General features: G+C 43.5%; 25 protein-coding genes. 10 read left to right on the forward strand and 15 right to left on the reverse strand.

Annotated elements, in window-relative coordinates; all coding sequences use genetic code 11:
- Window positions 1-11: 11 nt before the first annotated feature.
- The 7 genes from AWH66_RS11055 to AWH66_RS11085 are packed head-to-tail and all read right to left on the reverse strand — an operon-like array spanning window position 12 to window position 8827.
- Window positions 12-641 carry a bifunctional 4-hydroxy-2-oxoglutarate aldolase/2-dehydro-3-deoxy-phosphogluconate aldolase gene (locus AWH66_RS11055; protein ID WP_063603011.1) on the reverse strand — a complete coding sequence of 210 codons (630 nt, stop codon included), beginning with the start codon at window positions 639-641 and terminating at the stop codon, window positions 12-14.
- Window positions 642-650: 9 nt separating this feature from the next.
- Entirely contained in the window at window positions 651-1610 is a 960-nt protein-coding gene (locus AWH66_RS11060; RefSeq protein ID WP_063603012.1) for a sugar kinase, read from the reverse strand.
- A gap of 14 nt (window positions 1611-1624) precedes the next feature.
- Window positions 1625-3034, reverse strand: a complete 1410-nt coding sequence (uxaC, locus tag AWH66_RS11065) for a glucuronate isomerase (protein WP_063603013.1) — start codon at window positions 3032-3034, stop codon at window positions 1625-1627.
- Window positions 3035-3055: 21 nt separating this feature from the next.
- A complete protein-coding gene (locus AWH66_RS11070) occupies window positions 3056-4519 on the reverse strand; it encodes a fructuronate reductase (RefSeq protein ID WP_063603014.1) in 1464 nt (487 codons plus the stop codon).
- 12 nt (window positions 4520-4531) lie between these two features.
- A complete protein-coding gene (locus AWH66_RS11075) occupies window positions 4532-6928 on the reverse strand; it encodes a glycoside hydrolase family 31 protein (RefSeq protein WP_063603015.1) in 2397 nt (798 codons plus the stop codon).
- A gap of 60 nt (window positions 6929-6988) precedes the next feature.
- Window positions 6989-8290 (reverse strand): TRAP transporter large permease, encoded by a 1302-nt coding sequence (locus tag AWH66_RS11080; protein WP_006070321.1) that lies wholly within the window; start codon window positions 8288-8290, stop codon window positions 6989-6991.
- Between the two features lie 18 nt (window positions 8291-8308).
- Complete coding sequence (locus AWH66_RS11085; protein ID WP_063603016.1) at window positions 8309-8827, reverse strand: TRAP transporter small permease; 519 nt, start codon at window positions 8825-8827, stop codon at window positions 8309-8311.
- A gap of 308 nt (window positions 8828-9135) precedes the next feature.
- On the opposite strand from AWH66_RS11085, the gene AWH66_RS11090 reads away from it, so the two are divergent.
- From AWH66_RS11090 to uxuA, 4 genes are all read left to right on the forward strand, one after another.
- A complete protein-coding gene (locus tag AWH66_RS11090) occupies window positions 9136-10125 on the forward strand; it encodes a TRAP transporter substrate-binding protein (RefSeq protein WP_063603017.1) in 990 nt (329 codons plus the stop codon).
- 53 nt (window positions 10126-10178) lie between these two features.
- Window positions 10179-11978, forward strand: a complete 1800-nt coding sequence (locus AWH66_RS11095) for a glycoside hydrolase family 2 protein (RefSeq protein WP_063603018.1) — start codon at window positions 10179-10181, stop codon at window positions 11976-11978.
- Between the two features lie 81 nt (window positions 11979-12059).
- Complete coding sequence (locus AWH66_RS11100; RefSeq protein ID WP_006070325.1) at window positions 12060-12809, forward strand: FCD domain-containing protein; 750 nt, start codon at window positions 12060-12062, stop codon at window positions 12807-12809.
- A 96-nt stretch (window positions 12810-12905) separates the two neighbouring features.
- A complete protein-coding gene (gene uxuA, locus AWH66_RS11105; RefSeq protein ID WP_063603019.1) occupies window positions 12906-14087 on the forward strand; it encodes a mannonate dehydratase in 1182 nt (393 codons plus the stop codon).
- Window positions 14088-14148: 61 nt separating this feature from the next.
- Here the strand turns inward: uxuA and AWH66_RS11110 are convergent, their stop codons facing one another.
- On the reverse strand, window positions 14149-14880 hold the full coding sequence (locus AWH66_RS11110) for a sulfite exporter TauE/SafE family protein (protein WP_063603020.1): 732 nt from the start codon (window positions 14878-14880) through the stop codon (window positions 14149-14151).
- 243 nt (window positions 14881-15123) lie between these two features.
- The gene (locus tag AWH66_RS25925) at window positions 15124-15267 is read right to left on the reverse strand and encodes a hypothetical protein (RefSeq protein WP_006070328.1); all 144 of its coding nucleotides are present in this window, start codon (window positions 15265-15267) and stop codon (window positions 15124-15126) included.
- 255 nt (window positions 15268-15522) lie between these two features.
- Here AWH66_RS25925 and AWH66_RS11115 point away from each other — a divergent pair, with 255 nt between their 5' ends.
- Entirely contained in the window at window positions 15523-16179 is a 657-nt protein-coding gene (locus tag AWH66_RS11115; protein WP_063603021.1) for a cupin domain-containing protein, read from the forward strand.
- Between the two features lie 45 nt (window positions 16180-16224).
- Here AWH66_RS11115 and AWH66_RS11120 read toward each other — a convergent pair whose 3' ends face one another.
- Window positions 16225-16944, reverse strand: a complete 720-nt coding sequence (locus AWH66_RS11120; RefSeq protein WP_063603022.1) for an SDR family oxidoreductase — start codon at window positions 16942-16944, stop codon at window positions 16225-16227.
- Between the two features lie 233 nt (window positions 16945-17177).
- On the opposite strand from AWH66_RS11120, the gene AWH66_RS11125 reads away from it, so the two are divergent.
- A complete protein-coding gene (locus AWH66_RS11125; protein ID WP_006070331.1) occupies window positions 17178-17681 on the forward strand; it encodes a L,D-transpeptidase family protein in 504 nt (167 codons plus the stop codon).
- 87 nt (window positions 17682-17768) lie between these two features.
- Here the strand turns inward: AWH66_RS11125 and AWH66_RS25930 are convergent, their stop codons facing one another.
- Window positions 17769-17912 carry a hypothetical protein gene (locus AWH66_RS25930; protein WP_006070332.1) on the reverse strand — a complete coding sequence of 48 codons (144 nt, stop codon included), beginning with the start codon at window positions 17910-17912 and terminating at the stop codon, window positions 17769-17771.
- Window positions 17913-18094: 182 nt separating this feature from the next.
- Between AWH66_RS25930 and AWH66_RS11130 the strand changes: the two genes are divergently transcribed.
- Window positions 18095-19873: an SgrR family transcriptional regulator gene (locus AWH66_RS11130; RefSeq protein ID WP_063603023.1), complete on the forward strand. Its 1779-nt coding sequence runs from the start codon at window positions 18095-18097 to the stop codon at window positions 19871-19873.
- On the opposite strand, the gene AWH66_RS11135 is transcribed toward AWH66_RS11130, so the two are convergent.
- Window positions 19843-20469 carry a hypothetical protein gene (locus AWH66_RS11135; RefSeq protein ID WP_063603024.1) on the reverse strand — a complete coding sequence of 209 codons (627 nt, stop codon included), beginning with the start codon at window positions 20467-20469 and terminating at the stop codon, window positions 19843-19845. The two genes, AWH66_RS11130 and AWH66_RS11135, sit on opposite strands and share 31 nt — an antisense overlap.
- 98 nt (window positions 20470-20567) lie before the next feature.
- Complete coding sequence (locus tag AWH66_RS11140) at window positions 20568-21443, reverse strand: DMT family transporter (protein WP_063603025.1); 876 nt, start codon at window positions 21441-21443, stop codon at window positions 20568-20570.
- Window positions 21444-21670: 227 nt separating this feature from the next.
- On the opposite strand from AWH66_RS11140, the gene AWH66_RS11145 reads away from it, so the two are divergent.
- Window positions 21671-22156 (forward strand): GNAT family N-acetyltransferase, encoded by a 486-nt coding sequence (locus AWH66_RS11145; protein ID WP_063603026.1) that lies wholly within the window; start codon window positions 21671-21673, stop codon window positions 22154-22156.
- A gap of 20 nt (window positions 22157-22176) precedes the next feature.
- On the forward strand, window positions 22177-23061 hold the full coding sequence (locus AWH66_RS11150) for a LysR family transcriptional regulator (protein ID WP_063603027.1): 885 nt from the start codon (window positions 22177-22179) through the stop codon (window positions 23059-23061).
- Between the two features lie 25 nt (window positions 23062-23086).
- Here AWH66_RS11150 and AWH66_RS11155 read toward each other — a convergent pair whose 3' ends face one another.
- Entirely contained in the window at window positions 23087-23563 is a 477-nt protein-coding gene (locus AWH66_RS11155; protein WP_063603028.1) for an SRPBCC domain-containing protein, read from the reverse strand.
- 237 nt (window positions 23564-23800) lie between these two features.
- Between AWH66_RS11155 and AWH66_RS11160 the strand changes: the two genes are divergently transcribed.
- Complete coding sequence (locus AWH66_RS11160) at window positions 23801-24823, forward strand: MBL fold metallo-hydrolase (RefSeq protein WP_083400008.1); 1023 nt, start codon at window positions 23801-23803, stop codon at window positions 24821-24823.
- Between the two features lie 50 nt (window positions 24824-24873).
- On the opposite strand, the gene AWH66_RS11165 is transcribed toward AWH66_RS11160, so the two are convergent.
- On the reverse strand, window positions 24874-25530 hold the full coding sequence (locus tag AWH66_RS11165; protein WP_063603029.1) for an HAD family hydrolase: 657 nt from the start codon (window positions 25528-25530) through the stop codon (window positions 24874-24876).
- Between the last annotated feature and the right edge of the window lie 159 nt (window positions 25531-25689).

Raw genomic sequence — 25689 nt, forward strand, 5'->3', positions numbered from 1 at the left:
AACAATACAGATTAATTATTCACTAATGCAACCGCTTCACGGGTAAGTCGAGCAAGTTCTTCCCATTCCCCAGCTTCGATTAGCTTTTTATCAACCATCCATGTCCCACCACAAGCAAGTACACGAGGGATCGCTAGGTAGTCTTTGATATTCTTAGGATTGATTCCACCAGTTGGCATTAAGCAAATATCACCGTAGGGTGCCAACAGTGATTTCACCATACTAACGCCACCAGATGCTTCCGCTGGGAAGAATTTTAAAGTAGTGAGCCCCATTTCTAGCGCCGCCTCAACCGTACTTGGGTTGTTGACTCCGGGTACAATGTCGATCTCAAGCTCTTGACACGCTTTAACGGTATTTGGGTTGAAACCAGGTGAAACAATAAATGTCGCTCCTGCTTCTTTTGCTGCAATCACTTGCTCGCGATTTAAAACCGTACCAGCTCCAATCAACATGTCTGGTTGCGCTTCTCTTAGCAAACGAATCGCTTCGACTGCAGCCTCAGAGCGGAAAGTGATCTCAGCAGCAGGTAGGCCGTTTTCAGCCAGCACTTTGCCTAAAGGGATAATATCTTCCGCTTTGTCGATAGCGATAACAGGGATGACTTTAAGCGCCTGTAGTTGTTCGTTGATAGTCGACATGTAAATTCCTTAATGTTTTTGGGTCACGACATCAGTCGCAGTCTTGGGGATTATTGCCCCTTTATGTTGAATAACGATTCCCGCGAGACGATTGCCTCTCTGACAAGAGTGCTCCATTGAGCCGCCAGCGAGATAACAGGAGAGGAAGCCGCCGTTAAATGAGTCGCCCGCCGATGTAGTATCTACAACATTTTTCACGGGCTGCGTGGGAACGGTTAGGGATTGCTTGCCAAAGTTTTCTGAAACTAAACAACCCTCTGCGCCCAGTTTTAGCACAACATTTTTGATGCCCTCACTATGAAGTCGCTCTATGGTTCCTTGAGGATTGAGGTCTCCCCAAATTAGCTTTTCATCATCAAAGGTGACTAATGCTATATCAGTAAGTTGATACATCTGGCGGTAGTTTTCTTTGACGGTAATAAGTTCATCTGAAGGCCACAAAGCTGGACGATAGTTGCTATCAAAGCTTATTTCGACATTATTTCGTTTTAGCTCGTTAAGTAAGCCGAAAAGTTTGACTCGATCCTCAGTGGGTAAAATAGCTAAACTGATGCCGCTGAGAAAGACCATGTCTGCCGATTTTAGAGCGTGAGCAATGGTGTCAAAATTAGGGTGTTGTAACAGGTATTTTGCTGCTGACTGGTTACGCCAATAGAGAAACGTCCGTTCCCCTTGTTCGTCTAGCTGAATAAGATAGAGACCGGGCGTTCGATCCCTGTCACGCAACACGAACTGCGTATCGATATTTTCATCTTGCCAACGCGCAATCATTCCTTCGCTGATCGCGTCGGTTCCCAAAGCGCTGACAAAGGAGGTTCTTATTAAGGTGTCCTCAGAGTTAAGCTGACAGCCACGGTTCAAATAAACCGCGGCATTAAGCGTATCTCCACCAAACGTCTGATGCATCTCACCAAATGGTTTCCCATTTAGTTCAATCATACATTCACCAATGATGGCGATATGTTTCATCGTAAGTCTCCCAATTACTTGATGGAAAAATAACGCTTGGCGTTGTTAAAACAGATATCTTCAACCATAGGACCTAACAGTGATAGGTCGTTTGGTACTTCGCCATTTTCCGCCCAGCGACCAATCATGTCACACAAGATACGACGGAAATATTCGTGGCGAGTGTAAGAAAGGAAGCTGCGAGAGTCTGTCAACATACCAACAAACTGGCTTAGTAAACCCAGTTGAGACAACTGTTCCATTTGTCGCTGCATGCCATCTTTTTGGTCGTTAAACCACCAACCAGATCCAAATTGAACTTTGCCTGCAATGCCGCCACCTTGGAAGTTTCCAATCATCGTCGCCATCATTTCGTTATCACGAGGATTTAGGCAGTAAAGAATGGTTTTAGGTAGTTCATTACTTTGGTCCATTTCATCAAGAAGATGAGCTAGCTCGAATGCAAAGGTACGGTCGCTGATGGAGTCAAAGCCAGCATCTGCACCAAGCAATTTGAACATGCGCGTATTATTGTTTCGCTGCGCGCCAATGTGCAGTTGCATTACCCAACCTAGCTTGGCGTAGCGTTTACCTAACCAGACTTGTACCGCAGTAGAAAACTGAGCACACTCTTCGTCTGTAAGCCTTTCTCCGCTTAGACGACGGTTTATCAGGAGGTCTAACGCTTGCTCTGATGGAATTTGTGCGTAGCGAACGATTTCAATGCCATGATCGGCTGCACGGCAGCCGTGAGCATCGAAGTGAGTAAGACGTTTATCAAGTGCGTCAAGTAGTGTTGCGAAACTGGTAATCTCAATATCAGCTGCGCGGCCCAGTAACGTCATATAATCTGCAAAACCATCTAACTCAATTTTGAAGGCTTTATCAGGACGCCAACTAGGTAGTACTTCAACATCGAAACTTTCATCATCAGCAATCGCTTTATGATGTTCAAGCGTATCGACTGGGTCATCAGTTGTCCCAGCCATGACGACATTCATTTGCTTCATAATACCGCGAGCTGAAAACTCAGGCGTTTGTAGCAGCTCGTTACAGTGGTTCCAAATGGCGTCAGCCGTCTCGGGACTAAGTCGCTTCCCTGTAATACCAAATGGTCGACGCAACTCTAAATGTGTCCAGTGATAGAGCGGGTTACCTAGCGTCATAGGCACTGTCTTTGCCCACGCTTGAAACTTGTCGTAATCAGATGCAGAACCTGTGATCAACTGCTCTTGAATACCAGCCGAGCGCATGCCGCGCCATTTGTAATGGTCGCCTTCAAGCCAAATTTGACCGAGGTTATCGAACTTACGATTGCTTGCGACTTCGGCTGGATTTAGGTGGCAGTGATAATCGTAAATTGGCTGGTCCGCCGCATGCTCATGATAAAGGCGGCGAGCAGTTTCATTACTCAGTAAAAAATCTTCACATAGAAAGTCTTTCATCATTAATTCCTCAACTCAGCTTTAAAGTGCTGCGACGGTCGCTTTTGCACCATTGTCGATTAGTGATTGATAAGCGCTCGAAACGGCGTTTATAACCTGAAGGTTACGGCCAATATCAGCTGGAAAAATCGCTTCGATACCAAGTAATGCTGGGACGACAGTGACATTCAGACCGTGCTGATCGCAGACACTACGAAGCATTGTCGCCATTGGGTCGCGAACGTCGATTTCGTTGCCTTGCTCATCAACACCCGATACATAACGCATCCAGCCAGCGATGCCAGCGGCAAGCCACTTAAATTCAGAACCTTGGTCTAGATGGAATTTTAGGCTTCCCCCCATACGTTGAGGGATCTTTTGGCTACCGTCCATCGCGATCTGCCAAGTCTTGTGTTTTAAGCTAGGGTTAGTGAAACGATCAATGAGCAGCTTGGCGTAAGCTTCTAAATCTGTTCCTTCGGGCATCTTTAGTGATGGGGCTTGCGCTAACATCATCATATCGAAAGCGGCTTTGCGATAACCGGCATCTGTCATCGTGTCTGAAATATGAGCGTAACCACCGAGGTAACCTAGGTAAGCTAAGAATGAGTGACTACCGTTGAGCATTCTGAGCTTCATCTCTTCATAAGGCACAACGTCTGCAACGAACTCAGCACCAGCGATGTTCCAATCTGGACGGCCAGCTACGAAGTTGTCTTCGATTACCCATTGGCGGAAAGGTTCACAAGCAATACCACATGGGTCTTCAACGCCGAGTAGTTCAGTGATTTCACGTAGCGTTTCTTCCGTTGCTGCGGGAACGATACGGTCTACCATAGTGCAAGGGAAAGTTACATTTGCTTCAATCCAGGCGCCTAGCTCAGCATCTAATAACTTAGCGAATTCTAAAATAGCCGCTTTCGCCACGTGACCGTTTTCTTGTACATTGTCGCAAGACATGACAGTAAATGGTGATAGCCCACGTTCTCGACGAACTTTCAAGGCTTGCACTATATAGCCTAGTGCTGATTTTGGAGAAGATGGGCTTTCTAAGTCTGCAACCACTAAAGGATTGTTCTTATCTAGTCGACCAGTAGCAGGGTCTGCGCAGTAGCCTTTTTCAGTGATAGTCATTGAAACAATGGCGACCTGTGGCTCGGCCATCTTCTCAATAATAGCATCGATGCCGTCTAAACTTGGGTGTAGAGATTCTGTTACTGAACCAATGACTTTGACGTCAGTTGACTGAGCGCCTTTTTCAGCGACACTATATAAATGATCTTGTGCACGTAGCGAAGTAATTAACTCTTCTCCACCGAAAAGGTTGATTTCACAAATACCCCAATCGCTTTGTGATCTTCGCGCAACTTCATCAGTAAAGAGTCCTTGGTGTGCGCGGTGGAATGCACCGAAACCTAGGTGAACGATTCGTGATTTCAGCTCAGAACGCAGGTAGTTAGGTTGGCTTACAGATGCGTTCAGTGTGTGGTTACTGATATTTGTCATTGAATCGGTTCCTTATTTAGCCGCTGAAAGTGGAAACGCATCACCGTTTTGATATGTATTTCCGTTAACGATGAGTTGACGTTTTTCGCTGTTTGGAAGGTTCAGCGTTAATGTGTCATATGCCGGTAGGAAGTCACCGGTACGAGTGATATTCAAAGTAATGGTGTTGTTGTCGCAAACCATTTCGATATTCAGAGTAATGTGGTTGCCTGCAAGATAACCGTTAGACTCACCGTCATCATCAAAAATGCTACATTGAGTCTGTCCCACGCCTTGGAGTGGGTAAATATTCAGGCCACGACGGTCGTCTTTTTGGGCGTTGGCATTAGCGATTCTCGCACTTGTCGGGATTACTGAACCTGCACGAGCAAGCAGAGGGATACGCTCTAGTGGTGCTGCGACGGAAATTGTGTTACCGGCGCTATACCATTGACCTGTGTAGAAGTCGTACCAACCATCCTCGTTATTTGGAAGATAGATGTCACGTTCACGTTGTCCTTCTTCTACTACAGAAGCGACGAGTAGATCTTTGCCTAGTAGGTAGTCGTCATTTTCGATAAAGGTATTTTCATCATGCTCATGGTCTAGGAACGTAGGGCGAAGCATTGGTTCATCATGAGTATGAGCTTGATACAACGAATCATAGATGTAAGGAAGAAGCTGGTAACGAATCTTCATTGCGTCACGAATAATAGGAGTGACAGTTGGATGCATCCAAGGTTCGTTAACGCTGCCATCGTCATTCCAAGAGTGGATGGTGAAACGTGGGTGCATAACACCGTTCTGTACCCAACGAGCGAAGAGTTCAGGGTCAGGCTTGTCGCCCGAGAAACCACCAACATCATGACCAAGGTTATACAAGCCAGACAAGCTCATACCTAAACCCATTTTGATATTGTATTTTAAGCTGGTCCAGTTGGTTCTGTTGTCACCACTCCAAGTTTGAACATAGCGGTTCATCCCAGGGCACCCTGAGCGTGAAATCAGGTATGGGCGAAGTTCTGGAGCGAACTCGGTCTGCGCTTCGTAAGAAGCTCGCATCATGAGTAATGGTTGTAGTGGGCGAATCAGGCCCACAGGAATCTCTTTGCCGAAACCGAAGCAACGTGCACTCTTGTCCCATATCTCGTATTCGTTATTGTCATTCCAAGTAGAGTCGATGCCTTTCTCTAATAACTGCTCTTTAACATTGTCTTGCCACCACTTGATAGTTTCTGGATTGGTAAAATCAAGGTGTGAGCCGTCCGCATCCCAGAACACCGAGTTTTCTGGGAGGTCATACTCGGAATCTTTAATGAACAAGCCTTTCTCTTTGACTTCATCGAAACGAGGATGGTCATGTAGCAAACAAGGCTTAATATTTGCAGCTAGCTTCAGCCCATGAGCATGGAAATGGTCTGACATTGCATTTGGATTAGGAACTTTTTCGTAGTTCCAGTTGAAGACATAGCGTTTGTCCCCGATAGACGTATAACCCGAAGAAAGTTGGAACGAGTCGCAAGGGATACCGTGCTCTGCACACTGGTCTACAAAACCTTCTAGTAGCTCCTGAGAATTAGGTGCGTCTGTGTATTGCATGGTTGAGCCGCTGTAACCCAAGCTCCATTTCGGACCAAAGGCAGTGCCACCAGTTAAACGGACAAACTGTTGAGTCACATTTTTAATGCTTTCGCCGTACATGAAATACAGGTCTAGGTCACCATCTTCGGCACGATAGCTACGGTATTTGATGTGGTAGTTATCCAGCTCATTTCCTAAATCAAACCAGCAACTTGCTAAGTTGTCATAAAAAACACCAAACGATGCGCCACTTTCATCAGAGGTCGTTTTAGTTATATAGAAAGGAACATGTTTGTACAGTGGATCAGTCTTGCTTGCGTCATAACCCATTGCATCTAGGTTGCGCATTTCAAAACGACGGCCCTCACGATTGAGGTTGCCGGTCTTCTCTCCAAGACCGTAGTATAGTTCGTTGTCACCACGATTCATAAAGTGGGCAATACCTGGTTCACTGACACCCAATTGGTATGCACCTGTTCTACGATCTTTAGTTAATGGTTTCCACTCACCATTTACTTTATGTTCCCACTCCATCCATAGAGGCTGGTGGACAGTTAAACGCAACTGCTCTGTCTCAATGCATAGAGTATCTTGGTTTTCGTAGAGTTCGAATGTAGGTAAGGTGAATCCCTCTAGTGACATTCTGTCGCGACCTTCCCATGGTACGTCGTTACCATCGGGTGCCACCATCCAAGTTCTATCAAGGCGAAGAGTATTGTGACGTTGGAATAACACACGAATTAGGTGGTTCTCTAGTACGAATAAATGGAGAGTGTGTTTGTCGTCGCAGCTTAGGATTACTTCGTTATTATTTTGCTGCTTAAATTGCCAGTTTCTAATGGTCTTCACTTTAGAATTCCTTTCAATAGAGAGAGCCCAAACGGGCTCTCAGAATGATATTTGGTGAGATTAGTAGCCTAGGAATAGTTGAGGTAGTATCAGGCTTACTTGAGGTACGAAAGTCACTAGCATTAGTGCTAGTACCAATACAGCGTAGAAAGGCAGTAATGGTTTGATAACTTTGTCGATCTTCACATCGCCTACAGAACAACCGATAAACAGCGCACTACCTACAGGTGGAGTACAGATACCGATACATAGGTTGAAGGTCATCATGATACCGAAGTGAACTGGATCCATACCTAGGTCCATCGCGATTGGAAGGAAAATAGGTGTGAAGATCAGTAGTGCTGGTGTCATATCCATGAAGATACCGACGATAAGCAGAATCAAGTTGATGATCAGTAGGATGATCAATGGGTTTTCTGATACCGCCAATAGAGCATCGCTGATCATGTATGGAATATCCGCGTTTGCCATAGCCCAGGACATCCCCATTGAAGCACCGATTAGTAGCAGCACGATCGAAGTAGTAACCACAGATTCAAGAATGATTCCTGGAAGTTGCTTAATGGAGACTTCACGATAAAACACGACGGCTAGTAACAGGGTATAGACCACTGCAATTGCAGAAGCTTCCGTTGCTGTGAAAATACCGCCGATGATACCGCCCATGATAACAATGATTAAGCTAAGCGCAGGCAAAGCATCAAGCGTTTTCTTAATTACGACAGAGGTTGATGGCTTAGCGGCAACTGGGTAGCCTCGTTTCTTCGCGATAATAGCGGCAACGATCATAAGACCAAGGCCCATAATCATTCCTGGGATGTAACCCGCTAGGAAAAGTGCGCCGATTGATGTACCACCGGAAATAAGAGAGTAAACGATGAATGTGTTACTTGGTGGAATCAATAGACCTGTCGGGCATGAAGTAATGTTAACAGCTGCAGAGTACGCTGGGTCATAACCTTCCTTCTTTTGCAGTGGTGCCATGGTGCCACCTACAGCTGCGCCAGAGGCCACGGCTGAACCTGAAATAGCACCAAACATCATGTTAGCAAGTACGTTTACGTGAGCTAACGACCCTGGGAGGCGGCCTCCAAGTACTTTTGCGAATTCAATAAGGCGAAGTGCAATACCGCCTTGGTTCATGATATTACCCGCTAGGATAAAGAATGGTATTGCTAGTAGAGCAAAGCTATCAAGGCCGGATGCCATTTTCTGAGAAATAACGGCGATAGCGGCATCAAAAGGTAGTGTCATCATTACCGTTAATAATGACGCAATACCAATAGCGAACGAAATCGGAACCCCTAATCCTAGGAAAAGGAAAAAGCTACCAAATAAAACAATAATTATTTGCCATTCCACAGTAATATTCCTTATTAATTATTGGTTTGAAAGAGTGGAAGAGTTGGTATTTTTTGAGGTCATAAAAGCGATATTCTCAAGAATATCTTGGACCAAATAAATCACCATAAATAAGCCCGCAAGAGGAATTGCGGCATACACTAAACCCATCTCTATACCTAGAGCGGGAGATACTTGACCTGTCGCTAGAGTTTTTAACATTAATCTACCGCCACCATAGACCATAATGATGGAGGCGAAAGACATGCTGATCATATTAATCAGTAACTTCAACTTGTTATGTTTAACTTCGTCGTGTTCGATTTTCATTGCTAATAAGTCAATAGCAAGGTGGCGTTTTTGCCCTAACGTATAAGCTGCACCCATCAAACCAACCCAGATAAAGAGAAAACGTGCAACTTCATCAGTGAATGTACTCGGCGCGTTTAATACATAGCGAGAGAACACCTGCCAAGACACGCAAACAACTAAAACACTACTCAGCGAAATACAGAATAAGGATAAAACCTTATTCATTATCGTAATGAGCTTATTCATAACATCTCCTAGTTGACGAAATCCTTCGTCTTATAATTTGGAAAAAGAGCAAGAGGTAAGGTTGAGCAGATTTAAACACAGTAAATTGAAACCGCTTGTGACAAATCTCACAATAAAATTGGTCCAACCAATTTTAGCGATGAAAGTATGACATTGGTCAACCAATTCGATTTTTTACGTTGATTATTGGTTGGTGATGGTTCAGATTGATAGCGTAGTTAATAAGAAACGGAATTTAGCCATAATTGGTTAACCGAATTGTAATAATTAATCCTATAACTGAACATAAATTGAATGGAGACTCCCCTATGCGTTGGAACAAAACAGCACTAACAACTTTCGTTACTTGTGCTCTCGCTGCATCGACTTCTTTTACCGCTTCTGCAGTAACCACGCTAAAACTTAGCCACAACCAAGACCGTAATCACCCTGTGCATAAATCAATGCAGTACATGGCTGATGAAGTGAAAGAGCTGACAGATGGTGAAGTTCGTATCCGTATTTATCCAAACGGACAGCTTGGTACTCAACGTGAATCGATGGAATTGCTACAGAATGGTGCTTTAGACATTGCGAAATCAAATGCGAGTGAAATGGAAGCATTTGAACCAGCTTATGGTGCGTTTAACATTCCTTATATCTTCCGTGACCGTGACCACTACTACCGTGTAATGCAAGGTGAAGTCGGAGAGAAAATTCTTGAATCTTCTCACGACAAGGGTTTTGTTGGTCTTACATATTACGATGCCGGTGCACGCAGTTTCTACGCATCAAAGGCAATCAATTCTCCAGCTGATCTAAGTGGTATGAAAATTCGTGTTCAACCTAGCCCAACGGCAGTTGAAATGATCAAGTTAATGGGTGGGTCACCAACACCGCTTTCCTACGGTGAGCTATATACTGCAATGCAGCAAGGCGTTGTGGATGGTGCTGAAAATAACCCAACAGCTCTAACAACAGCTCGTCATGGTGAGGTGGCGAAAGTATTTAGCCAAGATGAGCACACTATGATTCCAGATGTATTGGTCATCAGTTCCAAAGTTTGGGACAAGTTACCTCAAGACCAACAAGAAGCACTTAAGAAAGCGGCTAAAGACTCAATGATGTATCACAAAGACTTGTGGACAAAAATGACCGACGAAGCTATCGAAAAAGCGAAAGATGGTATGGGTGTAGAATTCGTAACCGTTGAGAAACAACCGTTCGTTGATGCAGTTAAACCTATGCATGACGCTGCGTTAAACAACCCAGCAATTGCTGACTATGTACGCGGCATTGATGCGTTAGCAGTTCAATAATAATTGAGTTTGGGAGCACGTTTTGTGCTCCCGTTTTTCGGAGTTTACGTAAGATGTTAGAACGTTCTGAGCTTGCTGAAAATGCTATCAATTGTTTACACGATGAACAATATGATGTGCCTTTTAACTTACAGAATTTAAATCATACCAACATGCTGTTCATGGGGGGTCGTGAGACCGAATCTCTTAATGGACATTGGAATTTCGCAGTCGACCTGCTAGATACCGGACTTCGTCAACGTTGGTATGACATGAAGCCAATGCCATCTGAGCAACGAGTAGAACCATGGGACTATGACCCGTATGTGGGGGAAACTATCCCGGTTCCTTCGTGTTGGCAGATGCAAAAAGAAAAGTGGTACTTCTTCGAAGGCAGTGCTTGGTATACCAAATCTTGGGACTATGAAGAGCCTAATACGGATGAGCGTGTATTCTTACGTGTTGGTGCTGCACAATATGATTGTAAGGTATTCTTAAATGGCGAGTTTCTAGGTAATCACTATGGTGGTTCCACGCCATTTTTCGCTGAGTTTACGGGTAAATTAAACCAGGGTCGTAACTGGATAATGTGCTGCGTAAACAATACTCGCACCCTAGACCGAGTCCCAATGCGCAATACCGATTGGTTCAACTACGGTGGTATATACCGTGATATCGAGATTGTCAGAACCCCAAAAGAGATCATTCGAGATTTACATGTCTACTTAGTACCAAACGGCCAATATAACTTGGTGCATGTTGACGTAGAAGTTGAAGGTTCTCAGTCTGAAATTACCTTTGCAATTGAAGAGTTGGGTATCAATGAAAGACTGTCAATTGTAGATGGAAAAGCAACAATAGAATTAAGCGTTGAACCTGAGCTTTGGTCTCCAGAAAGTCCGAAATTGTATGATGTTTCAGCAACCTACGGGAATGATGTCGTCACAGATCGTATCGGTTTTAGACAGGTCGAAGTTAAAGGTACTGAAATCTTTGTTAATGGTGTGAATACTTTCCTACGTGGTATTAGTGTCCATGAAGATGACAAAGAGATAGGTAAGGTTGTTACACCGGAGGACCTGAAGCGTCGGTTCCAGCATGCGAAAGAACTGAACTGCAATTACATGCGATTTGCGCACTATACGCACCACGAAATGGCGACCAAAATGGCTGATGAGCTTGGTTTCCTTATTTGGGCTGAAATACCAGTATATTGGGCGATAGATTTCGAAAATCCAGCAACTTACCGAGACGCTGAAAACCAATTACTAGAGATGATTAAGCGTGACCGTAACCGCGCAAGTATCATTATGTGGTCAGTGGGCAATGAAAATGCTGATACGGATGCGCGTTTAGAGTTTATGTCTGGTCTAGTTCGTACCGCGCGTGACAATGATCCTTGTCGTCTAGTTTCTGCTGCTTGTTTGGTTAACCATGCGAAGAACAAGATTGAGGACCGCTTAGCTGAGCATCTAGATATCATTGGTATCAATGAATACTACGGTTGGTATGAAGAAGTATTTGATGACCTTATCGAAATCGGTGAAAACTCTAATCCAGGTAAACCGGTTGTTATTTCGGAGACCGGTGCTGATGGCTTTATTGGTGAAGGCGCGCCGAAAACTGGCTTCTTCAGCGAGTCATACATGACAGACGTATACAAAAAGCAAATCGAATATCTGGAAAAACTGGATTACATTAAAGGCATTTCGCCATGGATTCTTTATGAGTTCCGTGTGGAGCGTCGCCAGAACATGTTCCAGAAAGGTTGGAACCGGAAAGGCCTGATCTCGAATGACAAATTTACGAAAAAAGAGTCATTTACGCTACTTGCTGACTTCTATAACAAGTTGAAACAAGAAAGCTTAAAATGAGATATAATTGGTCAACCAATTGGTTGACCAATTTAAACCAAGTGATATTATTAACCTAAGACCAATTTATAAGACGATGCTATGAATATCGCTATTACTGCACCTAAAAGACTGTATCAAGAAATCGGACTTGCGCTTCAAGAGCGTATTCAATCAGATGAATTCAAAATCGGAGACAGATTGCCTCCTGAACGTGATATCGCTGAAGAGATGGAAGTGAGCCGATCTGTGGTGCGTGAAGCGATTATTATGCTAGAGCTACAAGGTTTAGTTGAAGTGCGCAAAGGCTCAGGCGTTTACGTCAACGCAAAGCCGTCTGCTGATGCTCAGCAATCTCAATTGGCAACGCTTAGAGCAAATTCTGATATTGGCCCTTTTGAGTTACTTCAGGCTCGACAAGTACTCGAAAGCCAAATCGCCAGTTTTGCAGCGATGCATGTGACGAAAAACGATATCAGCCGCCTCAGAGAGGCATTAGATACCGAGCGTCAACAGTTGGAAACAGGTCATGGGGATTACGATGGCGACGAACTATTCCATTTAACCATTGCAGAAGCGTCTCAAAACAGTGTCCTTAGTGATATTGTTAAAGATCTTTGGATGCGCCGCGATGAGAGTTCAATGTGGAGACAGTTGCACTCACGTATCACTAACATGAATTATCGTACCGCTTGGTTAGACGATCACGAAAAAGTGTTGCTTGCCCTTCAACGTAGAGATCCTGAAGGTGCAAGAGAAGCGATGTGGCAACACTTGGAAAACGTAAAACAAACGTTATTTGAATTATCTGACGTAGATGATCCGCAATTTGACGGCTTCCTTTTCCGTTAGTTAAAAATAACAATTTAGCTCTTCAATAATAATAACGACTAGTGAGTATGAAATTATTCGCTACGCACTAGTCTTGTCCAAAGATAGGTAATTAATATGGAACAAACATGGCGTTGGTATGGCCCTAATGACCCTGTATCACTAGATGACATTAAACAGGCGGGAGCAACTGGTATTGTAAATGCTCTGCACCATATTCCAAATGGTGAGATTTGGACAAAAGAAGAAATATTAAAGCGTAAAGAAATAATTGAAGCAAAAGGCTTTGTTTGGTCGGTTGTAGAAAGTGTACCAGTACATGAAGAAATTAAGACGCGTTCTGGTAATTATCAACAGTGGATTGATAACTACAAGCAATCGCTAATCAATCTTGCTGAATGCGGTATTGATACGGTGTGTTATAACTTCATGCCAGTATTAGATTGGACGCGTACAGATTTGGAATATGAATTAGCTGATGGCTCAAAAGCACTGCGTTTTGACCAAATCGAGTTTGCAGCGTTTGAACTATTTATTCTCAAACGTCCAGGCGCGAAAGCTGAATATACCGAACAGGAGCAAGCGGATGCGAAGGCGTGTTTTGACGCTATGTCTCAAGCTCAGATCGATAAACTAACGTCTAACATTATTGCTGGACTGCCTGGTGCCGAGGAAGGGTACACACTTGAAGAGTTTCAAGCGCGTCTAGATACCTATAAAGGCATCGATAAAGAAAAACTGCGCGAACACATGGTGCTGTTTTTACAAGAGCTGATTCCAGTTTGTGAGCAGTATGGACTTAAGTTGGCGGTTCACCCTGATGATCCACCGCGTCCGATTCTTGGATTGCCACGTATTGTGTCGACGATTGAAGATATTGAAGCGTTAACAACGGCAGTGCCGAGTAAGATGAACGGTATCACGATGTGTACTGGTTCGTATGGCGTCCGTGGCGACAATGACTTGGTGAAAATGATCGAATCATACGGAGATCGCATTTACTTTACGCATTTACGCTCTACTCAGCGTGAAGATAATCCGATGAGCTTCCATGAGGCTGCTCATTTGGAAGGCGATGTCGATATGTACAATGTCATCAACGCATTATTGAAAGAAGAGAATCGTCGAGTAAGCGCCGGCGAAACTCGCATGATTCCGATGAGACCAGACCATGGCCATCAAATGATCGACGATCTAAAGAAACAAACCAACCCGGGTTATTCTTGTATCGGTCGTTTGAAAGGACTGGCTGAGATTCGTGGTGTGGAACTTGCTTTGAAGCGCGCATTTTATATGTAATGGCTCCACCATTCGTATACTAAAAAAGAAGGAGGCATTTGCCTCCTTCTTTTTTTTGTGGCTAATGAATTAGACCTTGAACAATAGCGGTAACACCACTGATTGAACATAATGCTAGTGCGCCAAGACGAATTTTCTCTTTTGGTAAAGAATGAGTGGTCATTAAAGCTAACTTATAGCCTAACCATGCTGCTGGGATAAGCGGAACCGTGATATACAAATGATGTAGCGTTAGGAAGCCTATCGGCGCTTGCACGACTAATGACATGATTGAACTGAAGACAAAGAAAGCAGACAAATTGCCTCTTAATTGGTTCGCCTCTTGGTGCTGGAGTAGCAAGGCCATCGGTGGCCCCCCAATGGCACTGCTGGTACCAAAAAAGCCGGAGAAGAAGCCAGCGACACCCATTCTGGTCGGTGTTGGTTCTATTCTGAATGGCAGTAGGCTAACTACAACGGCGAATACTACTAATACCCCCAACCACAGAGATAGAACCTGTGTGGAAACGTACAGAAGCAACGCAGCTCCTGCAATCGAGCCCGGTACACGGCCAATCATGGCCATTTTTAATCCGCCGATTGCAATATTAGAGCGATGTTTCGCAGCATTAAGTAAAGAGATAAATAATGCAACCAAACAGATAGGGGCCGGTACATAGTCAGGAGATACTTGGAACAGCAGTGGTGCAGCAACGATCGCTAACCCAAATCCAATGGCAGTTTGTACAAACGAACCCAAAAAGATCAGCAACATCGCGATAAGTGCCGTGTGACTAAACCAGTCAGCGAGCATGGGACTTCCTTTATAAAGAACAACAATACAACAGCGGTGCTGCTATTGTATACAATTGTCATCGCGCAGACACGCTAAAAGTAACAAAATATTTAAAATAGATGATGTTAAGAATTATTATATGAAGTGATATAGAAAATAAAAAAGGGAGCAATAATGCTCCCTGAAATATTAAGCAACTAAAAGAAGTTAAAAATGAATGCCGCTAATATTCCCTTATTCCTTGCGAAGTATTATTATGTCCTATTCAGAGCTTTCTAACCCAGTGCAGAGCAGTAATTCTGTCGCTAAAGCACCAGTACTGAAAGTAATACCAGCTACAAGTAGTACAATGGCATATTTGCTTGCTATGATGCAGAGGCCAATGGTATTAATTATCTTCTCCATATCGCTTCTCCTTTGAAACGTGAACAGTATTTATCTGCTATCTATTTTATGTCATTGGTAGAATATTAATTGCGACGTCAAGCTATATATTGGACTTTATCTTTGAGCTAATTGTATAAAAAGCGAGTAGGTCATAAATTTACAACTGCTTACAATGACAAGTCTGGGAATGTAATTTGATATATTGAAATGTTTGTACGTGTTTTGAAACAAATATCTTATAATTAAATCATCAATCAACAAGGGATACGTTGTATGTTGAATATGGATTTCTCCCAAAGAGTTGTTATCGATACATTGACTATGGAATGGATCGCCTCTCCCGCAAATGGTGTTAATCGGAAGCCTTTAGAACGAGAAGCCGCTGAGTCAGGTCATGTTACTAGCATCGTTGAATACCTCCCAGGAACTCGGTTTAGTCAACACTCGCATCCACTGGGGGAAGAGATATTTGTATTAGAAGGTGTGTTTTCTGATGAAACGGGAGACTACCCTGCAGGTACATACCTTCGAAACCCACCGGGTAGTTCACACGCGCCATTTAGTAAGCAAGGGTGTGTCATCTTGGTGAAACTCAATCAGTTTGATGAGAATGATCTCAAGTCTGTTAGAGTTGATACGACCCAAGCAGAATGGCTACCGGGGATAGGTCAAATGGAAATTTTGCCTTTGCACTCCTTCAATCAGGAGAATGTTGTGCTACTGCGTTGGAATGGTCCGGATAACTACCATCCACATGGTCATTTTGGTGGTGAAGAATTGTTCGTTATAGAAGGGGCCTTGATAGACGAGCACGGAGAGTACCCCAAAGGAACATGGACGCGAAGCCCTCACGAAAGCCAACATACACCTTATGTAAAACAACCGACAACTATTTGGTTTAAGACCGGCCATTTACCAATCAAAAAATAAGGCGACAATAAATTGCCGCCTTACGCTTTTCAACAACAAGTCTTATTAAGGCTGTTGACGTGTTGGTGCTAATACGATTTCACGAATACAGACGTTTTGAGGTTGTGAGTAAGCAAACTCAACCGCACGAGCCACATCATCTGCAGCTAACACGCCACCCATCACTTCTTTCCACTCATCGTAACCGTCTTTAATTTCTTGAGAGGTAGTATGTGAAAGCAGCTCAGTTTCTACAGCGCCGGGTGCAATAGTAACAACACGTACGTCTGATTCTGCTACTTCTTCACGTACGTTTTCTGATATTGCGTGAACGGCAAACTTAGTACCACAATAAGCAGCGTGATTGCCGAACGTCTTGCGACCTGCAATGGAACTGATGTTGATAATAGTGCCAGAGTTACGAGCTTTCATTGGTGCTAGCACCGCTTGCATGCCGTTAAGTAGACCTAGTACATTAACGTCAAACATGGTTTTCCACTCTGCAGAGTCTTGCGTATCGATCTGGCCAAGTAGCATCATGCCGGCATTGTTGATAAGAGCATCGGCAGGACCAAACTGCGCTTCAGCTTTAGCGATTGCAGCTTCAAACGTAGCTTTGTCAGTGATGTCGACTTTTTCACACAGTGTGTTAGGAAGTTGCAGTGCTTCAAGTTTTTCTACACGGCGAGCTAAAAGCAATAGTGGGTGATCAGCGTCACTTAAACGACGAGCAATCGCTTCACCAATACCAGAACTCGCACCTGTAATTACAATCAGCTTTTTCATTTGTTCACCCTCTAAGTGTTATTTGTGATTAGACTTCTTTTTCGAAGATGTGTGTATTGTAGTAGATGAATTATTGTTGATATATGGTGATTTAATTGAAACTGTGTTGTCATATGGCAACAATGAAAGCTAACCTTCTGTTCCTATACTAAAAAAGATATGCACCTAAACACCTCGTTGGATCGTGTGTCAGAAAGGGTTAAAATTCCTGTCAGTTGTTAGGGGACGAACTGATGTATAAGTGGTTATTAGTTGTATTGGTTATAGTGGGGCTGCCATTTCGATCTTTTGGTCTGGAGATCTCTCCAGATGTCAAAATTGATAGAGTAGAGGTAAAGAAGTCAGCAAGGCGAATGTACTTGATGGATGGCGATACTGTTATCCGTGAGTATAGGATCGCTCTCGGTAAGAATCCGAGGGGGCACAAAATCCAAGAGGGTGATAATCGAACGCCGGAAGGTAAGTACTATCTCGATTTTGTAATGGATGATTCCGCTTTTTATCGCTCCATGCACATTAGTTATCCTAACCTAAGAGACAAAAATCGTGCAAAGAGTTTGGGTGTCGCGCCTGGCGGCAACATTAAAATTCATGGGTTGAAGAACAACAATACTAAGCCACCTCAATTCGTACAAAGTTTTGATTGGACTAATGGTTGTATTGCCATTACTAACGATGAGATGGATGAGCTTGTTTCTTTAGTGAAAATAGGCACGCCTATTTATATTCGATGGTAATGAAGTTAGTCGGAATAGCGACAGCAAGCTTATGATTGCGGGGGTGGAGCATAAACATAATGGATCTTACCGTCGCTAAATTCTTGGTTACATGTAGTTGCAGGTTTGTGCCAGTCGAATCAACGTTTCTGATTTGAATTTGGATTTACTGCCGGCAAGTTGAGCCAAGTAGTAGTCTCGCAATGGACGTTTTGCATCTTGTTTTGCTTTAGGCTTAGTGTGTTTCATCATGTTTCTCCAGCCTGAGTTTGCTTCAGAATCTGAATTCATTGTCGGTTAAAATACGGCAGTTAAAAACAGAGTTATTTTTGTCTTAAATGTTCCTTATAAGTAAAGTTTTGGCAGTTAATCTATGAATGCGGCTTTAAGTTGCTAAAATAGGGAACATTGTTAAGACGAATTGGTACCTGTTTTTGGAGAGTATTAACCTTTACCGATACTTTAAGCGCCTAGAGGCTTTTGAAGTCGGTCATGAGCACGCAGTGACACTTTCCGACGTCGCGGAGCGTTTCTTTTCTAGCCCAAGGCATACGCGTTCAATCCTAAAACACCTAAGCCAAGCGCAATGGATTACTTGGGTCCCCAGAGCGGGCCGAAACCAGCGCTCTACACTCATTCGCTTGTTGTCTGAAGGGGAGGTTAAACGTCGTATTGCTTCTCAATGGGTTAAAGAGGGTAAGTATGATCGGGCTCTGGAATTTTTAGATAATGATCAAGTGGCGTTTGGTCAACTGCTACAACAAACCTCAGGTGCAAAAATCACTGAAGGACGTGTCAATGTCCAACTGACCTACAACCGACCATTAACTCGATTAGTTCCTCATATTCCACATCGAAATAGTGAACGATTCTTGAATCGCCAGCTCTATAGTTGTCTGGTTTCAATGGACAAATCTGGCGAGCTCAAACCAGATGTGGCGCATCATTGGGAAGTGGACCCGTCGTTTCAAGTGTGGACGTTCTACATTCGACCTTCCGTGTTTTTTGACAACGGTGACCAGATTGATGCCGAGAGTATTGGAAGCCTATTGTTGCAACTCCAACAACATCGCTACTATGCGAATGAACTCGACCATATAGAATCCATAGATGTTAAGCCGCCCTATGTAATGACCATCAATCTCACTCGTCCTGACAGAGGGTTCGCCGCGCTGCTCACAGATCTTAAGTATTCGATACAGCCGCCAGAGCAATTGACACAAAATGATCGAAACATAGTCGGTAGTGGTGTCTTTTCATTAAATAATCATTCAGAACAGGTACTCTCCCTAGTTGCCAATGAACAGTACTTTGGGTTAAGAGCCTTAACCGATAACGTTACTATTTGGTCTTTGGATGGCAGTGTAGAGAAAGTGACTGAGCGTGATGCAGCATGTGAGCACCGCGTTTCACCTACCATTAAGCGCATAGAGCCCTCATCTAGGTCGACTATTTCCCATCCCGCCATCGACTTTGAACAGAATGACTTCGTCAGTGCCACATCACGAGCAAGAATTGAAGATGGTTGCCTGTTTCTCCTCTTTAATCAGAATGGTAGAGCACTGACATACCCGCAGCGACGTTGGCTTAGTGAAACCTTGAGCGGTGAAAATGTCTGGCATCAGTTAACACTGGATCATCGTACCTTCGGTGCGGAAATCGCGAGCAATTTCTTTCCTTTCTGGCACAACGTGAAGCGAATTCAAAGTGCCCAGCCGGTTGACCTGCCTGAAACTATTCAGATCGCATTCTATGCTCATCCCGGTGTTTTACGAAGCGCTGATGCCGCGAAGAAAATTCTTGAGCGACAGGATATGAAAGTAGAACTTCACTTATACAAGTTTCATGAGTTTATTGAAAAAGCTATGGGAGAAGGGTTTGAAGAAGAGCTTATTATGAGCAGCTTAAACTTAGATGATAATAGGCAGGTATCGGCTTTGTTATTTTTCCTTAGTGACCCTGTTCTTCATTCTGCAATTGGTAAACAAGCCAGTGACTGTCTTATCTCGGAAATTGACAAGATTAGGGCGAGTTCAAAGTCTAGTGATTATTTAAGGCAGCTTGAACAGCTTGGTTCTCTTTTGATACATGAAGGGTTAGCCAGCCCAATGTTTCATCATCGTCAAACATTGAGCTTTCATGGCATCTTGAAAGGTGTGGAAATCACGACTTGGGGTTGGCCTCAATTACGTGATGTTTGGTCTGTAGATTGAACCTCGTGCACTACTAAGCGTTCGGTTAACACCTTTTGATTGGCTGTGGTCGTTTCTAAAGATTCTGCCGTTTGATGGATCGCGCTGGCCATTTTGGACACGTTTTGTGTGGCGTGAATAATGGTGCCTTGCATGGGGCGAAGAATTAACCAGTATGCTGCAATTAAAGCCAGAACAATGGCGAAGACAAGCAGAGCAAGCAATAACAACACATTAAATCGAACGTCGTAGGCAAACTTTTTGGTGCTGTTAGCGATGGAGTTTTGTGATTGCTCTAAAGCGCCCGGTAAGGCAATAAGCGATTGTTTGGACATCTCGGTGAGTTCGTTGATGTTATCCATGGTATCAACGAGCACTTGTCGCTGCTCCTCATTCAGGCTTTCATTTTTCGACAGTAAAGTTAACGATGTTGCCAAATTATCAATGGCAACTGCAGATCGATCAATGGACTGTTCGATTCCCTTAAGATCCAGCATCATTTTAATATTGACTAATGGCTCGTCTAACTCGCTTGGCTCCGTAGCTTCTGCGGTCGCGGCAAAGACACTTTGCAATGGTAAAAGAAGGGTCAGGGCGATAGTTAATAACGTTTTCATGGGTATCCCAAGCAGATTAAGTGACTATTTTAATGCTACTAACTTAGTTCAACTTTAAGGTAGATACCAATTAACGTTTTGTATCCTATCTGTATTTTCTATTTACGTTGCAACTTAAACCAAGAAACCAAACCTATTCCGCCTAATATAAGAAAGGTTGATAGGATCGACATTGCAGACACGGTTTCACCAATAAATAGCCAACCAAGAGCCATAGCAATTACAGGCACCGTCAGTTGCAGTAATGAGGCATCAAGTACATCGATCTTCGGAAGTAGTGAGTACCATAAAAAGTAACCCACGGCAGAGGCGAGTGAACCTGATAAAACGGCATAAAGAATGCCGGACTCATTGAATAAAATCGACTCTGAACTAATAAATAGGCTCAAAATAAAATAGAGAATCATGAATCCACTGGCCACGAGAAAACCTTGTTTAGTGGCTAAGATAGGAGATGGGACACTTTTCCCTAATACTGTGAAGATACTCCAGCAAATCCCAGATAAGATCATCAGTACAGTGCCGGAAATAGAAGGCTGAGATGCAGAGGGTAATAGTAATGAAGCAAAACCAGTTAACGCGATGGCAATACCCACCATCTCTGACTTGGATATTTGATGGCCACTGATTCGGTGATAAGCGATCAGTGCTAATTGTACGGTGCCAAACAAGATTAAGGCGCCAGTCCCAGTAGCTAGCGTTACATAGGCAAAAGAAAATAACAATGCGTAGCCAAAAAGTGACAAGCCTAGGGAGAGTGATTGACGTTGACTGAGTTTGGGTGAGCTCTGATTTTGTCGTTGGTCGTTCAATAGATAGCTAAGGCCAACCAAGGTGATGGCTCCACTGACTAAGCGAATTAAAGTGAACCCCACTGGATCGATGACCTCGGTTCCCAAAGCGAATCGACAGAATAGAGAGTTAAGCGCAAATGCCGTCATGGCAGTGAGCGCCAAAGGGAAGTTTTTGTTCATCGGGCTTCAATCATTAATAACCGAGTTATTATCCTAACGGTCAGGCTCCTTTCACGGAATAACCAATAACTTATATATTATGTTTTTCCCTTCCATCTAATTAGAGTTACTCTGCATAATTTGTATAACTATCACTTTTTATCATGATTAACTAAACTAAATATCATTTTTATTGAGTCTTTGAGCGACATACAGTGAAAGGGTATTTAGTAGAGGTAGAGAACGTTATGAAAGTCGAAATAGTAAATGCAATGCCAAAGTACGATGAGGCATTGTGTGCTGTGATTCAGTCAGTGGGAGCTGAGTTTGGCGCAGTGGGCGAAGGGTTTGGTCCTTCGGATCCTGAAGTGCTTGCAATGAGCGAAAACTACAGTGAAGCAAATCGCAGTTTATATCTTGTTGCGTTAGTGGATGGCAAGGTAGTTGGAGGTTGCGGATTAGCACCATTTGGTGAGCATCAAGAGGTATGCGAACTAAAGAAACTTTTCTTACTACCTGAAACTCGCGGGCTTGGACTAGGCAAGGAGTTAGTGCAGCAATGTTTAGCGTTCGCGACTCAACAAGGCTACACATCTTGCTACTTGGATACATTAACTTCCATGTCGGCAGCTGTGAGATTGTACGAGAATTTTGGTTTCACACATTTAAACGCACCTTATGAAGGTACGTTGCATAACGGCTGTGATGTTTGGATGCTCAAATCTCTACCATAAAACAGGAAATAGCGTTACGGATGATAGGACACAACTACAAGTTATTGAGACCACTACAAGCATTACTCGAAACACGCAGCCTTACTGAAGCTGCAGAACGGTTGCGAGTGACGCAGTCGGCGATGAGTCGAAACCTCACTCAACTAAGAGCGGAGTTTTCTGACCCTCTGTTAATTCGAGAGGGAAAAACATTCGTGCTCACGGCGCGTGGGGAGTCGCTTAAACGAGCGCTACCTCATGTTCTTAGCGCCATTGAAGGCTTATATTCAGACAGTTCGATTGAGCCCAGTGAAATAAAGCGTACCTATCGAATAGCGTATTCAAGTTTTAGTTCATTATCGCAGGTAAAAGACTTGAGTTTGGCGTTGATGAGTCAAGCGCCAAATGCCTCCTTCAGTATGGAATTGTGGCAACATCGGGATATTGATGAGTTGTCCACGGAGGATGTCGATATACTGCTCACCCCAGCACACCGGATCCCGGACAACATCTATGGGAAGCGCATTGCTGACAACGACTACGTTGTGGTTAGGTCAAAAGAACACTACAAGACTCAACAGACGCTTTGTCTTGAGCGATATCTTGAGTCTCGGCATGTCTTACTGCATTTGGTGGCGAATATTGATCTTGAGGTGAACGAGTTTTTTGCTAACTTATCGGTGAAAAGAAACGTTGCGTTGACGTTGTCGAGCGCTCGCGAAGCTCTTGACGTTGTTCGAGAAAGTGACTTATTGGTAACCTTGCCTAAGTATCTGGTAGATAGACTGCCAGACAAAGCGGATTTTGACATTCAACCACTGCCATTTTTATTGCCATCACACAGTTACTACTTACTGTGGCATGCTAAATGGCAAAATGATGTGGCACACCGTTGGTTACGCGACACAGTGTTTTCGCTGTTGTAGACGCTGCCTGTCTTCTGTGATTTAGTTATCCTTTTGCTTGCTCACATAGTAGATGCAACCATTGATGGTGATGAGCCGCCACTTGTTTGGTCACAAATCTACCGGTTAGCCAACGGAGTCCACCTCGCTGAGTTGATTCAGTGACAATGCGGCAACCGTTGTCGCAAGGGCTTAATAGCCAAGCGTGGTATATATCAACGTCTCCACATTTCCCTTTCCAGGCAATACGCTCATGTGGGATATATTCCACTACCGTACATTCAAAGCTCATGGTCTTGGTGATCCAGTTAAACATCGTTCCTTTGTGAAGCTCACGCGTGTCACCTTTTGTTATCTGAACCGCGGTTTTTCTGTGGTGCCAATTAGGCCAACAAGGCGCTTGAACGATACAAGCCCATATCCGTTCACCTTCTGAAGGTACGACAATCTTTTCCTTAACGTGTACGGATGAGTTTTTAGGATGGTAATAGTCAGGCCAATGAATCTCTGTTAACTCGCTCATACCTATCCCTTATAGGTACTATTTAGACTCTGTTAACTATAGCCACGATCTAGAAAGCGTCACAGGTTAAGCCAAGACTATTTTCTCTTCTAAAATAGTGTTCTTGTCTTCTCGCTTTGTAACAAATGTTTCAATTTGGTCAATTTAACGAAATCTAATATTCGCAGACTTGGCATCGCATTGTCATTTCGCCACGTAATACTGAGTGAGTATAATTAGTCACAAGGAATGTCATATATGCCAGTGCCGTTATCCCGAGGTGCAAAAGTTCTGCCGTTTACACATGAGACTAAGCTTCAAAGATTCACCAATACTGAAACTATCTACAATCCTTCTTTTAAAGATACGTTCGTCACATTACGTTCATATTTAAACGTGGATAAGCTTATCTATTCACAGGTTCCTACTATCCCAATTCAAACTGTTGAGCGTGATTGCATTGAATCAGAAGTAAGTGATTGTGTTTTTCGATTAGGTCATTCGACAGTTCTGATGAAAATAGATGGAAAAGTACTACTCACAGATCCTGTCCTCAGTCAGCGAGCATCGCCTTTGTCCTGGGCTGGCCCTAAGCGTTTTCACCCCTTACCTATCTCTTTAGAAGATCTTCCACACATCGATGTCTGTTTAATCAGTCATGATCATTATGATCACCTTGATAAACAAACCATTAAGCAACTTCATGAACGAGTTGACCAATTTCTTGTACCAAAGCGTGTCGGACACTATTTATTTGGCTGGGGGGTGGCGCGAAATAAAATCCAAGAATTGGATTGGTGGCAGTCGGAGAGAGTTGGGACATTGATGTTTGTTTTTACTCCAACTCAACATTTCTCTGGTCGTTCCTACAAAGAGCGTGATTTGTCGCTGTGGGGAAGCTGGGTGATTCAAGGTAGTGAGTCAAATATTTACTTTAGCGGAGACTCTGGTTATTTCAGTGGTTTTCGTGATATTGGTGAACGTTATGGTCCCTTTGATTTAACCTTGATGGAAACTGGTGCTTATGATGAAAGGTGGGCCAGTATTCACATGTTTCCAGAGCAAAGTGTTCAAGCGCATATCGATGTAAAAGGGAACGTCATGTTACCCATTCATAACAGTACTTTTGACCTCTCTTTCCATGCTTGGAATGAGCCGCTAAAACGCCTAGTTCACGAAGCTAGTGAACGCAATGTTAATGTCGTATGTCCAAAAATTGGAGAAAAGGTACTCATATCGGAGTTGAGTGTAACTGAGAATCAACAGGCTTGGTGGGAATAACCAATGGTGCCTAGTTTGACACCATTGGTTTGCTTAAGTACCGACGTTGTCTAACAACTCGTTTGGCTACGAATGAGGTCGGTGACCTGTTCCAATGACTCGAATAAATAGTCAGCTATTTCAGCGATGTCTTTTTGGGGCGGTGTGATGTCCGGAATCATCGCTGCCTGGCATCCTGCGTCTTTTCCAGCACGCATGCCATTATTCGAATCTTCCAGTACCAAACATTCACTTGGAGCCAGGTTAAGGCGTTGGCATGCCATGATGTAGCAATCAGGCCTAGGCTTACCATTTTGTACATCTTCTGCGGTAATTATGGTATCGAATTGCTCAAGGTAGTCTGAATTTTGAAAATTATGTTTTACTTCAGGCAAATGAGAGGAGGTGACGAGTGCTGTGATGAGATTGAGTTCCTTAGCCGCTTTGAAAAGCTGGTGGAACCCATGTTTGTAGTCTATTCCTTGTTTTCTTGCTTCATGAAAATGTTGGTCGCGAATGACTTTGTAAGTTGCTAAGTCAAATCCTTCCCCAAAGTGCTCACATAACATTCGCTCACAGTCAGGGTCTTGCACGCCAATAAAGCCTTGATAGTAGTCGTCGGTTAACTCATACCCCATCTGGGTAGCGGCGTATTGCCAACTCTTTTTGTAGACCGTTTCCGTATCGAATATCAATCCGTCCATATCAAATAGAAGTGCGGTGATCATTTAGGTAATCCTCATAGGTTTCACGTTTTATTTTTATAGCGCTACTTTGTCAGAGATTAAATGAAAGTCAAAAAACATATCTGTAATAAAATTACATTAAGGGGCGTTTTGACTGTTTTCTGCTCTAGAACAGTCGGCTTTAGGTAGAGTTGGATGAGT

The sequence above is a fragment of the Vibrio barjaei genome (assembly GCF_001639065.2).
Taxonomy (GTDB): Bacteria; Pseudomonadota; Gammaproteobacteria; order Enterobacterales; family Vibrionaceae; genus Vibrio; species Vibrio barjaei.